This window comes from Pseudoalteromonas shioyasakiensis (genome assembly GCF_022398475.1).
Lineage (GTDB): Bacteria > Pseudomonadota > Gammaproteobacteria > Enterobacterales > Alteromonadaceae > Pseudoalteromonas.
Genome location: NZ_JAKEVM010000039.1, coordinates 20531 through 32582, shown reverse-complemented (window position 1 = coordinate 32582; position 12052 = coordinate 20531). Strand labels below are relative to the sequence as shown.

Genomic DNA, 12052 nt, shown 5'->3' with positions numbered 1-12052 from the left:
AAACTATATTTTGTCAACGGCCTTTACAGCTTAAAAAACAGTCATGGCATCCTTATCTGCATCAGGTTAAGATGGGTAAAATAACAACAAAATCAGCGGGTGTTTAATGAATAAAATCAATGCGCTTATCTACTTTTTAGCCTTTAGTAGCGGCTTTTGCATTATGGGAATTGAGCTTTTAGGCGGGCGAATTTTAGCGCCGTACTTTGGTAGCAGTGTGCATATATGGGGCAGTATTATCACTGTATTTATGTTGAGCTTATCTTTCGGCTATTTACTTGGCGGTAAGCTCTCAACCCGCAATCCTTCGTTAACTAAATATGGTCTCATTTTCTTTGTAGCAAGCATTATGGTAGTGCCAATAGTAGTGTTTGCTGAGCCAATTATGACCTTTATTTTCACCCATATTGAAGACAGTCGTTACGGCTCGTTGCTGGCATCAACGGCGTTGTTTTTTATCCCTACAACAATACTCGGCATGATCTCACCTTACTCAGTGCGATTATTGGTTACCGATCATGAAAAAAGTGGTCAGGTTGCCGGTGGTTTGTATTTTGTGAGCACCCTAGGTAGTGCGCTTGGTACGATTATTACCTCTTTTTATATGGTGTTAGCGTTTGATGTCAACGACATCATTAAAACCTTTGCAGCGGTATTAGGCGCGCTTGGTTTGCTTGCAATTGCGGTTAGTCAAATAAAAACGAAGGAGCGTACCGTATGTTTAGAGTCTTAACGCTTTGTTTGGTCATGACATTGCCTTTTAGCAGCTTGGCAGAAGTAATACATAAAGAGCGCTCGCTTTATCGCAATATTTTAGTTGAGAAGTCTGGCGATTTACTGTGCTTAAAATTTAACGAAAAAACCCGTAAAAGTACGCAAAGTTGTATGTATAAGAGTGAGCCTAAAAAGCTGGTGTTTAATTACACCAAAATGACGTTTGCAAGCTTACTATTTATTGATAACCCTCAAAATGTACTGATCATAGGTTTAGGGGGAGGTTCACTCTCTAATACCATTCATGAGCTTTACCCTAGCGCTCATATCGAAAATGTCGAAATTGATCCCGCGGTAATAAAAGTTGCCCGTGATTATTTTAGCTTTGTAGAAACTGATAACGTAACGTCTAAGGTGCAAGATGGCCGTATTTTTATTAAACGTGCCGCACTTAAAAAACAAAAGTACGATTGGATTATTCTTGATGCCTTTAACGGCGATTATATCCCTGAGCACCTTCTCACTAAGGAATTTTTTGCGGAAGTAAAAAGTGTTTTAGCTGATGGCGGAATTGTCGCTGCAAATACTTTTTCATCGAGTAAACTGTACCAGCATGAGTCGGCAACTTACTTCGATGTGTTTGGTGACTTTGTTAATGTTGTGACCGATGAAAACTCTAATCGCATTATTTTAGCTGGCTTCGAGACTATGCCTAGCCAGCAACAGTTAGCCGAACGCGTCAACAAACTCGCAAATAAGTTAACCCCTTACGATGTTGATTTGCAGTTACTCAGCGAGCATTTGTTTTATACTAAGGGTAATCAAGATTGGCCAGCGGATACCAAGGTGCTCACTGACCAATATTCACCAGCGAATTTATTAAATTACCAATGATCAAATACGCCTTAATTGCATTTCTTTTAATTACGAGCTCTGCTGCTATGGCAGAGCACCCTTCCCCCCCACCTTTAGCTGCAAGTCAGCAGCAGTTGTCTAAACTATTGAATCAATACAAAGGGCAAGTCGTGTTACTCGATTTCTGGGCGTCTTGGTGCAGCCCGTGTCGACGCTCGTTTCCTTGGTTTATAGCCATGCAGAGTAAGTATCAACAGCAAGGGCTTAAAGTAATTGCTGTAAACATTGATGTTGAGCGCAGTGATGCCGATGCTTTTTTAACTGAGTTTGCAGTGAACTTTAATATTATTTACGACCCAGACGCTGTTATTGGCAAGCAATATCAACTCAAAGGGATGCCGAGCAGCTTTTTAATCGATAAAGAAGGCGTAGTAAGGTTCCAACACACAGGCTTTGTAGCTGATAAATTAGACCTCTATGAAAGCCATATCAAAGAGTTAATTGCTAAATAATGTGATTAGGAAGATAACTTTTGCAGTTGTTCGCTTTTATCGAACACAGCTATCTATTTTATTAATTGCACTAATATTTACTTAGCATGCTAACTACATTAAAATAGTTAGCATGCTAAGTAAATGGAGCGCATCATGTCTTCCACTCCCCCTTTTCACGAAACTCTTGATTTAACATTATGCGGCAGTATGGGCCGTGTGCATCGTTTATGTCGCGATGCTGTCACTTTGGCGGTTGAGCCTTTGGGTCTTACCCAATCTCGCTGGACCGCGATGATGCACCTGTTTCATCTAAACCAAGGTTGTACGCAACAAGAGTTAGCAAATAGCTTAGGCATTGAAATGCCTTCACTAACTCGCACTATTAAACATCTTGAGCAGCAAGAGATTATTGCTCGTAAAGCTGATGCTGAAGATAAACGCAGTAAACGTCTGTACTTCACTGAGCAAGGTCTACAATTGTTAGACACATTGCAGGTGATTATTGCCGATGTGAAACAGCATCTTTATGCTGATTTAACCACTGAGCAACTCGATACCATGGCGCATGGTTTAATTCAGATGGAGCAAAACGCCCGTCAGTGTATCCGTCATTATTCAGGAGATAAGTAACGTTATGACACCAGATCAAAAGTTTGCCCGTTACGTAAAAATCTCTTTAGCGGGTTTTATTGTTTTATTTTTATATTTTGTGATTGCCGATTTGTATATGCCTGTTACACCGCAGGCCCGTGTGTATCACCCTGTCGTGCAAGTGACCCCGCAGGTAAGTGGTCGCGTAACCGACGTATTAGTGACCAATAATCAAGCTGTCGAAAAACAGCAAGCCTTGTTTAAGATTAATGATGAGCCTTTTGAGCTTGCCGTGCAACAAGCTGAACTTGCATATGATGATGCAAAACTACAAAACCAACGTTTAGATAGTAGTGTGAAAGCAATAGAAGCACAGCTAGCGGCTGCTCAAGCTAAGCTACATGAGCAAACGTTGCTGTTTGAACGCGGTGAGTCGCTATTGAAAAAGCGTTCTATTTCAGATCAAGAGTACGAAACAATCAATGCGAACTATCAATCAAGCAAAGCCAATGTGGCTGCAATTGAAGCCCAGCTTAGCGAGGCTAAATTAGCGCGCGGTAAAATTGGGGATGACAATTTAGCGCTTCGTCATGCTCAAAACCAGCTTGAACAAGCCAAATTAAACCTGTCGTACACCACAGTGACAGCCGATACCGACGGTAAAACAGCAAACTTACAGGTAACACCGGGTACCTATGCTAATAAGGGCCAGCCGTTAATGGCGATAGTTGCTAATAAAGCTGATTTAGTGGCTGATTTTCGTGAAAAGTCTTTAGTTCACGTACAAGTTGGTAGCACTGCAAAAGTCAGCTTTGATGCGCTTCCGGGCAAAGTGTTTACTGGCAAAATTATTAGTTTTGAAGCGGGTGTGAGTGATGGCCAGCTTAATGCTAACGGTTTACTCAGTGCTACTGAAAGCAGCAACCGTTGGGTACGAGATGCACAGCGTCAACGTATCCATATTCAGCTAGATGAACACCAGATGCTGGCAAAATTTCCAAGTGGTGCGCGTGCAACTGTGCAACTACTGCCTGACTCTAGCATCGGTAGCTGGTTTGCGAGCATGCAAATCCGTTTAATCAGTGTTCTGCACTTCATATATTAAGACAGGGTGAGTTATGTCAGTATTGCAACTCGATGGTAATGGCTTACGTCAAGCGCTGCGCATTGCTACGGGCTCAGCATTAGGGTTTTCACTGGCAAAATTGATGAACTGGCCGAATGGCATCTTTTTCACTGTTTACCCTATGCTACTGCTCGGTTTAGTGCCTGTGCTTAACATGCATATTATTCGTCAGTTTTACGCAGGCGCTGTGTTCAGTGCGCTATTCGTATTGGTTGTACAAGGATTGTTTGCACACTTGCCTGTTGTAATGACAATGATGAGCTTTATAGCCTTTGCCTTTTTATTCTATCAAATGAGCCGTGGTGCTAACTTTTTATTTGGTGCCACAACAGTGGTGAGCTTGTCGATTCAATTGCATTTTTCGACCTACACCGGCGGTGGTGTCAGTATTTATCCTCTGATCATTAGTAACGCTGTTGCAGTTGTCGTAACTGTGCTGTTTTCGATGCTAATGCATGGTTTATTCCCTGATGTTGCACCACGCCAAGGTCGGGTAATGCCAGAGAAAGCAAAAGAAAGTGTGCGCCATGAAGTCTTACTTTGTTCAACCGTAGCGACTTTATCATTTGTTGTATTTCAGGTATTTGATTTACAAGATTCTATCTCTGCTCAAGCGGCCTCGGTACTGATATTGTTTTCATTGTGCTGGAAAGCGGCAGGTATGGCTGCATGGCAGCGCGCGATAGGCACCCTAATTGGTTGTAACTTAGCGTTAGTGGCACAGTTATTTTTGTATAACCATACAGATATTTTGATATTTCCTGCGTTAATTCTGTGGATTTTGACCTTTATCTTTAGTCGTTATCACATAATTGGTGGCGGTATTCCGGGTGTTGGCTTTGGTATTGTTACGACATTTGGTATTTTGTTTGGCCAGTCATTAGGACCGGGGCAAGATCTGGTTTACAGCGCGCTCTATCGTTTTTCGTCGGTGTCTGTTGCCATACTATTGAGCTTATGTGCGGTGTACATAATGCATCACATCTTAAATCGCTTTGAAATGACAAGGCATCACACGTTTGATTAAAGATTAAAAAGGGAGTTAATCAGAACTCCCTTTTTTATTGTTATTTGGTTCGAAAATTGTAGGTAGAGACTTAAGTAAATCGTCTTGTTTTTTTACGACACTCTGTACACAGGTTTTTGAGGCGACATCTGCAACCCAAGCGCCCCATTGTGAACTGCCAGGCTCTTCTCCTGGGGTTGCCCACCATCTGGCTTTATAAAGAATTTCGTTATAACAGGTTTCACTACCTTGCGGATACGCGCTTCCGGCTTGCCATGAATCTACAGCAAAACTCGACATAGGCAAAGCTGACAGCGTTATCATTGCAGCGGCAACAATGCGTGATTTCTGGCCCATACCCGGCTCCTTAATTAGCAGTGAAATTGTATGACTATTATAGACGCGGCAGGATTAACCATCAATTAACTTTGTTAACAAGTTACACTTCTTTACAGTTCTGCTTATTTTTGACACGTTTTTCTGATGTGAAAGTTAGAATTTTACATTTTTTCTTAATGCTTTTGTTTGTCCTCTTTTTGTTTTAGAGTCCACCCGCTTTCTCTGAGAACTTTTACTTGGTTTTGTTGCTCTTCGTTTCTTTTGTATTTGTGTTGCATTAATGATTAATTCTTTCAAACGATTAAGCGCATCTTCTTTGTTCATTTCTTGCGTGCGATGACTTTGCGACTTTATGACAATAACGCCCTCTTTGGTAATTCGAGAATCATTTAAATTAAGTAAACGTTGTTTGTAAAAGTCAGGTAACTTTGAGCGATTAATATCAAAACGAAGATGAATAGCTGTAGCAACTTTATTGACGTTCTGCCCGCCTGCGCCTTGCGAGCGGATCGCACTAAAGTCGAGTTCCCATTCATCAATTGTGACGGTATTAGAAATAATTAACATCAGGTTCAGTTAGCTATGGTAAAAAAGGTATTGTAACATTTGTAATTGGCTAAACATAATAGCTCGACTATTTGCGCCGGTTGCTAACCATTTTGAAAGAAAGGAGATCACGATGAAAGCACTATTTATTTCTATGAGCCTACTTGCGATGAGTTTTTCTAGCTTCGCAGAAGATATTTCTGAAAATCAGCTACAGCGTTACATTAAAGCCCTTCCTGCAGTCGTTAATTGGTCACAAAGCCAATCTGAGTTAGATACTGTAAACCTTGGTGGTATGCTAGGTAGTTCTGATGGTGTTGACAGTTCGTCAGTTATGGATGCGCTGGGTCACATCAAAAAGCATGAGCTTTATACTGAGTTCGAAGCCCTTACCAAACAATATGGTTTCACGCCAGAGCAGTTAGTTACTGTTGGCTCAGAGGTATCAATGGCGTATTTAGAAAACCTTAAAGCGGGTATGTCAGAAGAGAACAAGCAACGTGTAAACCAAGCAATGAGTGGTTTACAAAGCCTTACGGCATCATCATCTGATGCGGGTACTCGCTCAATGGCAGGTGCTTTAGAAGGTGTTAAAGCAAGTACTGCAACAGCAGATGTTAGCGAAAGTAACGTTAACTTAGTTAAGCAGTATATGCCGCAGTTAAAAGAACTGTTCGCAATGTTGCAGTAACAGCACTATCAAATAAAGAAAGCGGCGAGTGAGCCGCTTTTTTTATGCTTACTTAAATACCATAGCGTTTTTTAGATGCTGCTTTTGTTGTGCAGTTGGTAAAAATCCAGTTTGTACAAACTCATTAAGGCTTGGATGACGTTCAAAGTACAAAATATCTAGGGCAAAACGATTCATACCGTACAAGCCCCGATGGATCATATTTGCCGAAAATATGAGTAAGTCACCTTTTTTGAGTGCTACACTTTTACCACGAGTTAGTGAGTCACTATTTCGAGCGCCCTGCTGTTCTAATCTAACTATTAATTCTTCATCTGAATCCCAGTTTTTATGGCTGCTTGGTATTAGCTCTATTCCCGGCTCATCTTCAAAGGCAACGCGGCAATGTAACACTTCAGGGCCGCTAAGAGCGGCCTTTTGCGCATCAAGCTCTAAGTGATACTGCATATCACGATGCCAATAATTTGCCTGTTTAGGGTTGTAAGGGTTAAAGAATAGTTGAGTATTCATAAACTGGGGCTCAGCAACAATGCCCTTAACCTGTTTCAATAGTGTGTTGGCGCTGACAAACTCAAAAAGAGTAAACTTTTCCTCAACACTTAAACATGCAGCACCAGTCAAACCTGAGCTATTAATCCCTCTGGATTGGTAAAAAGATTGGTTTTCTTGCAACCAGTGTTGATGAAATTTATTGAGAATTGGCCTTACCTTGCTAAGCTTACTCTCTGTGTAAAGGCCCTTTACATGGTAGTAGCCGTTTTCAGCAAAAAAGTTATTTTCCATTTTTTACCTTGCTAAAATTGCACGTATTTTATTACTAAGCTCAGGCAATACTTGTTGCTCAAACCACGGATTTTTCTTTAGCCAGATATTATTGCGAGGGCTTGGGTGAGGAAGTGGCAAGTAATTTGGCCAATATTCACGCCACGATTTTACTAACTCAGTTAAGGGTAGCTGCTTAGTGTGGGGTAAATGATATGCCTGCGCGTACTTACCTAAGATAATGGTGAGCTCAATATTATTTAGTTGCGCTAAGAGCTTTTCACGCCATGCAATCGCGCACTCTTTTCTTGGCGGTAAATCACCTGATTTTCCTTTGCCCGGGTAACAAAAGCCCATCGGCAAGATAGCAAAATTGCGCTCATCGTAAAACTCATCGCTTGTTACACCAAGCCAAGAACGAAGCCTTTGCCCGCTTGCATCATTAAAAGGTTTGCCACTTTCATGTACTTTAATTCCCGGTGCTTGACCAGCAATTAAAATGCGAGCCTGTGGATTAAACTGAATAACGGGCCGCGCTCCGAGTGGTAAATGAGGTTCGCAGATCACGCATTTACTAACTTGTTCTAATAATGATTGAGTACTCATAAGTTAGTAAAAAGATGATCTATGCTTGCTTTGACCAAACTGCTAACTCATTACCACTTGGCTCTGTGAAGTGAAAACGACAGCCTCCAGGAAAATCAAACAAGGACTTAATAATTGTGCCGCCGTGTTTTTCTACCTGTGCTTGAGTCTCTTTAATATTATTTGAATAAAGCACCAGTAGCGCGCCGCCATTATTGGTTAAGCTAGTTAATGGGGCTTGATAAAAACCGCCATCAAGGCCCGCTGATTCAGCGCTAAAGGCCGTGTATTCAGGGCCATAGTCGGTAAATTGCCACTTAAAAACCTGATGAAAAAATGCCTTTGTTGCGGCTAAATCTTTAGCAGCAAATTCAACATAATTTAAGCTATGGTGGTTCGACATGGTGTGCTCCTAATTTAAACTATTCTCAAGCGCCATAGCGCAATGAAGTGTTGTACTATCAAGTAATGGAACAGATGTATCTGATTGTTGAACTAACAGCGCTATTTCGGTGCAACCAAGAATAATGGCTTCAGCACCTTGCTGAGTTAGATCATCAATAATGGTTAAATACTCAGCTTTAGATTCTGGGCTGATGATGCCTTTACATAGTTCATCATAAATCACACGATGCACTGTTTCACGCCCCTGTGTATCAGGAATTAACACATCTATGGCGAATTTATCAGCTAGGCGTTGCTTGTAAAAGTCTTGTTCCATAGTGAACTGGGTGCCCAACAAAGCCACTTTTTTAAAGTTATGTTGGATCAGGTTTTCACCAACTGCATCTGCAATGTGTAACAAAGGAATTGTAACAGTTGCTTGTACTTGCTCAGCGAGTTTATGCATTGTGTTGGTACAAATTAATAAATAATCAGCGCCAGCGGCTTCAACTTGCTTAGCGGCTTTAATCAGTATCTCGGCCATCTGTGGCCAATCTTGTTGCTGTTGAAGCACAGCTATTTCGGCAAAATCGAGGCTAACGAGTACTATCTTGGCACTATGCAGCCCCCCAAGTTTGTTTTTAACACCTTGATTTAAAAGCTGGTAGTAACTTTGTGTAGACTCCCAACTCATGCCACCGATTAAGCCTATTGTTTTCATTGCAGCTCCCTTTTTATTTACTTAACACCATATGATATTGCACAGAACAAAGCTAGCAGATCATTATTTTACTAACAGATCGATTTAGTTGGTTATGTTTCATTATTTAATACGTGCATGCAAATGATAACTACTATCTTTTCTGTTTGTCGACGATATAATACGGGGTTTTCTTCTCGTGTTATTTTTTAAGGGATTATCATGCATTCTCAATCATTAGATGCAGTGACTACCAATCGCCCTAAAAATACAGCTAAAAAGCGCTCTGTAAGCCTATCTTATCGTGTTGCTGTGTTTTTGCGTTTCGTTGCAGCCATCATTGGTGGTTACGCCTTTACCAGTGTGCTTATTTCATTACTAGCTGTGTTATTACCACTTAATAAACTCGACAGCGTGCTGTTAACCACGACTCTATCGGTATTTTTTTACTGTTGTGTATTTATTTGGGTGTTTGCAGTTAAGTCTTTAAAGACTGTTTGGATCACTATTTTACTAACAACTGGTGGGCAATTGCTGGCCCTTTCATTGATTAAGGATTGGTTATGAAAGAGAGCTTTTTCCGCTCAATGACTTGGCTTCATACCTGGGTTGGCTTGCTGGTATGCTGGTTACTGTTCTTAATCTTTTTTGCTGGCACCATCAGCTTTTTTAAAGATGAAATCACTATTTGGGCCAAGCCTGAAACGCACTATGTGCAGCATCAAGCACAACGGGTTCAGTCTCAAGCCGAGCAAATTAATTATGTGTTTGCGCAATTACAGCAACAGGCACCTAATTCATTATCTTGGCGGATAAACTTACCTGAGCCACGTAACCCTGTTTTAAGCTATGGGTATGCTGAGCCTAAACAGCCAGGCCAGCTCCGAGCACCTTTCAACTATACACATCTAGACCCTAATACCTTAGAGCAATTACCCGAACCTCGGGAAACTAAGGGGGGTAACTTTTTCTATCGCTTACACTTTGATTTACATTACATAGATGTATTTACTGCACGGATAATTGTTTGTTTAGCCTCATTATTTATGTTGGTAGCGCTTATAACAGGCATCGTGATCCACAAACGTATTTTTAAAGATATGTTTAGCTTTAGAGCAAACAAAGGCAGCCGAAGCTGGCTCGATGCACACAATGTTTCGTCAGTGCTGGCACTGCCATTTCATATCATGATCACCTACACGGGGATTATCACGCTGATATTTATGCTGTTCCCCTACCCTGCCGAGACTGTATATGAAAATGGCTTAAGGCAAATGTTTGAAGAGGCATTGCCGATTAACAAACGTGCCAAGCCCAGTGAAGAGCAGCGCCCTATGGTGGCAATCAAAGATGTATTAGATCAGATTTATACTAAGTCACCGAATGCCGACATTAGCTACGTGTTTGTTAGAAATGCCAATACAGCGACCTCACAAATATTGGTTTATTTGGCAACCGGCAAAGAGGTTGTAGATAACGGACCACGCTACTTATTCGATGGCGTAACAGGTGAGCTTGAAGCGAGTTCAGGCGAAGATTGGAGCGCTTCGGCTCAGTTTTATGACTCAATGACAGCATTACATAGTGGTCGTTTAGCCGAGCCATTGCTGCGTTGGTTGTATTTTTTCTGTGGCGTAGCTGGCTGTGCCATGATAGCTACAGGCTGCATCATGTGGGCAAAACGCGTGCGCGAAAGGCTCAAAGCCGACCAAAAACCAAGCTTTGGGCTTAAGCTCGTTGAGACACTAAATTTAGCCACCCTAATGGGCTTACCAATTGCAACCGCAGCGTTCTTTATTGCTAATCGACTGTTACCTATAGAGTTAGCTGGGCGTGCCGATAAAGAAATACTCGTGTTTTTCTTAGCTTGGCTGGCGATGTTAGTTGTTGCTGTGTTCGGCCGAGAAAAACATCATTGGCGCTATTGTGCATGGCTTAACGCTGCTGCTTGTTTATTAGTACCTGTGGTAAATGCGCTGACAACAGATGGCAATTGGATCACATATTTACTAACTCAGCAGTGGGACTTATTCGGTATTGATAGTGCGTTTATTTGTGCTGGGCTGCTGTTTTTACTACAAAGCAAAAAAATACCTAGGCATAAAACCGCTACAAATAAGACTAAATTAAATAAAAACAAGCTGTTATAGGAGCAATAAGGATGATGGAGTTACTGCAATTTAGTCTCTGCTTTTTTGGGTTTAATTGTTTTGCTCTTGCAAAATTCAATCACTTTCGTGATGTATTTAAAAAGAAATTAACCGAAAAACAGCGAAGTAGCTTTTTATTCAGCGGCTGGATCAGTATTTTACTAAGTTTGGTGCTTTGCGTGCTGTCAGATGCTGGGTACGGCGCATTGCTGTTTTGCGGTTATATGGCTTTAAGTGTACTTATGCTTATGATTTTATACAGTTTTACTGTTTCATGGGTAAAGCATGTCAGTGTATTAACTATGTCTGTTTTGCTGTTGAGTGGCTTTTCGGTGATGATTTTGTAGTGTAGTTAGTAAAAAACTGATCTGATACCAATTTGCAATAATGCTTAATTGAGCAAATAGTAAAAAAATGGGTAGGCAATGCCTACCCAAGCAGGGGATTAAATTGGGGGATCACATGTTGTTTCAAATTAACGACGCTAAGTTTGCCTAGCATCCATTACAGTTGTGTTGCACATTCGTGATAGTTTAAAGACAGTTGTAAAGCCCCTTTACAAGCTCTCATGGTCAACATAAATAAGTTCGTCTGTTTTAAAACCATATTCTTTTGCTGTGTTTATAAAGTCCTGCATTTGCTGTTCAGTAACGTTAGGAGTGCGCGACAAAAACCATAAATACTCTTTGTTATAGCCAGTAATATAAGCGTATTGATAGTCTTGCTTATCTAATTCAAACACTACATATGAGCTATAGAATGGCCCAAAGAATGATACCTCTAAGTGACCAATGTCTTGTTGCTCTGCAAACTTCGCTTTACCTTCAGCTTGCTGCCATTCTTTATCTTCAGCGCTGTAACCTTTATTGATAACTTTTACACTGCCATCAGGATTAATTGAGTATTCGGCGGTAATGCCCTCAAGGCCGCGTTCAAATGAATGATCTAAACGTGCAATTTCGTACCAGGTCCCTGTGTATTTGTTTAACTCAAAATTATCGACGGGTTTGATGTTGTCTGGCACGCCTGTACACGCAGATAAAATGGCTGTGATACATAAAACCCCGATTAACTTTAATGATGTTTGCACGTTTTTACTCCCTTTAAAA

At 41.0% G+C, this 12052-nt stretch carries 17 protein-coding genes; 10 read left to right on the top strand and 7 right to left on the bottom strand.

Annotated features, from left to right (window positions below; genetic code table 11):
* The first annotated feature begins 106 nt into the window (after positions 1-106).
* The 6 genes from L1D51_RS09355 to L1D51_RS09330 all read left to right on the top strand — a co-directional run bounded on the left by L1D51_RS09355 (position 107) and on the right by L1D51_RS09330 (position 4807).
* Positions 107-733, top strand: a complete 627-nt coding sequence (locus L1D51_RS09355; RefSeq protein ID WP_239963517.1) for a fused MFS/spermidine synthase — start codon at positions 107-109, stop codon at positions 731-733.
* Positions 718-1608, top strand: coding sequence for a spermidine synthase (locus L1D51_RS09350; protein ID WP_239963516.1), 891 nt, complete (start codon positions 718-720; stop codon positions 1606-1608). The genes L1D51_RS09355 and L1D51_RS09350 overlap by 16 nt, the downstream gene beginning before the upstream one ends.
* A gap of 47 nt (positions 1609-1655) precedes the next feature.
* Positions 1656-2081: a TlpA disulfide reductase family protein gene (locus L1D51_RS09345; protein ID WP_055021257.1), complete on the top strand. Its 426-nt coding sequence runs from the start codon at positions 1656-1658 to the stop codon at positions 2079-2081.
* 135 nt (positions 2082-2216) lie between these two features.
* Positions 2217-2693: a MarR family winged helix-turn-helix transcriptional regulator gene (locus L1D51_RS09340; RefSeq protein WP_239963515.1), complete on the top strand. Its 477-nt coding sequence runs from the start codon at positions 2217-2219 to the stop codon at positions 2691-2693.
* A gap of 4 nt (positions 2694-2697) precedes the next feature.
* Positions 2698-3759, top strand: coding sequence for an HlyD family secretion protein (locus L1D51_RS09335; protein ID WP_239963514.1), 1062 nt, complete (start codon positions 2698-2700; stop codon positions 3757-3759).
* A gap of 13 nt (positions 3760-3772) precedes the next feature.
* Positions 3773-4807 (top strand): DUF2955 domain-containing protein, encoded by a 1035-nt coding sequence (locus tag L1D51_RS09330; RefSeq protein WP_055198902.1) that lies wholly within the window; start codon positions 3773-3775, stop codon positions 4805-4807.
* Positions 4808-4822: 15 nt separating this feature from the next.
* Here L1D51_RS09330 and L1D51_RS09325 read toward each other — a convergent pair whose 3' ends face one another.
* Positions 4823-5143 (bottom strand): hypothetical protein, encoded by a 321-nt coding sequence (locus L1D51_RS09325; RefSeq protein ID WP_054563126.1) that lies wholly within the window; start codon positions 5141-5143, stop codon positions 4823-4825.
* Between the two features lie 135 nt (positions 5144-5278).
* Entirely contained in the window at positions 5279-5692 is a 414-nt protein-coding gene (gene arfB / locus L1D51_RS09320; protein WP_239963513.1) for an alternative ribosome rescue aminoacyl-tRNA hydrolase ArfB, read from the bottom strand.
* A 112-nt stretch (positions 5693-5804) separates the two neighbouring features.
* Between arfB and L1D51_RS09315 the strand changes: the two genes are divergently transcribed.
* Positions 5805-6362 carry a hypothetical protein gene (locus L1D51_RS09315; RefSeq protein ID WP_054563128.1) on the top strand — a complete coding sequence of 186 codons (558 nt, stop codon included), beginning with the start codon at positions 5805-5807 and terminating at the stop codon, positions 6360-6362.
* A 48-nt stretch (positions 6363-6410) separates the two neighbouring features.
* Here the strand turns inward: L1D51_RS09315 and L1D51_RS09310 are convergent, their stop codons facing one another.
* From L1D51_RS09310 to L1D51_RS09295, 4 genes are read right to left on the bottom strand one after another with little or no spacing between them, the layout of a single operon-like run.
* The gene (locus tag L1D51_RS09310) at positions 6411-7145 is read right to left on the bottom strand and encodes a phytanoyl-CoA dioxygenase family protein (protein WP_239963512.1); all 735 of its coding nucleotides are present in this window, start codon (positions 7143-7145) and stop codon (positions 6411-6413) included.
* A 3-nt stretch (positions 7146-7148) separates the two neighbouring features.
* On the bottom strand, positions 7149-7730 hold the full coding sequence (locus tag L1D51_RS09305) for a uracil-DNA glycosylase family protein (protein WP_239963511.1): 582 nt from the start codon (positions 7728-7730) through the stop codon (positions 7149-7151).
* Positions 7731-7749: 19 nt separating this feature from the next.
* Entirely contained in the window at positions 7750-8112 is a 363-nt protein-coding gene (locus L1D51_RS09300; RefSeq protein WP_054563131.1) for a VOC family protein, read from the bottom strand.
* A 9-nt stretch (positions 8113-8121) separates the two neighbouring features.
* Positions 8122-8814: an aspartate/glutamate racemase family protein gene (locus tag L1D51_RS09295; protein WP_054563132.1), complete on the bottom strand. Its 693-nt coding sequence runs from the start codon at positions 8812-8814 to the stop codon at positions 8122-8124.
* A gap of 201 nt (positions 8815-9015) precedes the next feature.
* Between L1D51_RS09295 and L1D51_RS09290 the strand changes: the two genes are divergently transcribed.
* Genes L1D51_RS09290 through L1D51_RS09280 form a run of 3 tightly spaced genes read left to right on the top strand, consistent with a single transcriptional unit; the run spans position 9016 to position 11290 of the window.
* Positions 9016-9360 carry a hypothetical protein gene (locus tag L1D51_RS09290; protein ID WP_206004023.1) on the top strand — a complete coding sequence of 115 codons (345 nt, stop codon included), beginning with the start codon at positions 9016-9018 and terminating at the stop codon, positions 9358-9360.
* A complete protein-coding gene (locus L1D51_RS09285) occupies positions 9357-10943 on the top strand; it encodes a PepSY-associated TM helix domain-containing protein (protein ID WP_239963510.1) in 1587 nt (528 codons plus the stop codon). Before L1D51_RS09290 ends, L1D51_RS09285 begins: the two co-directional genes overlap by 4 nt.
* An 11-nt stretch (positions 10944-10954) precedes the next feature.
* Positions 10955-11290 (top strand): DUF3325 domain-containing protein, encoded by a 336-nt coding sequence (locus L1D51_RS09280; protein ID WP_054563134.1) that lies wholly within the window; start codon positions 10955-10957, stop codon positions 11288-11290.
* Positions 11291-11499: 209 nt separating this feature from the next.
* Here the strand turns inward: L1D51_RS09280 and L1D51_RS09275 are convergent, their stop codons facing one another.
* A complete protein-coding gene (locus L1D51_RS09275; protein WP_055198908.1) occupies positions 11500-12033 on the bottom strand; it encodes a lipocalin family protein in 534 nt (177 codons plus the stop codon).
* Positions 12034-12052: the final 19 nt, after the last annotated feature.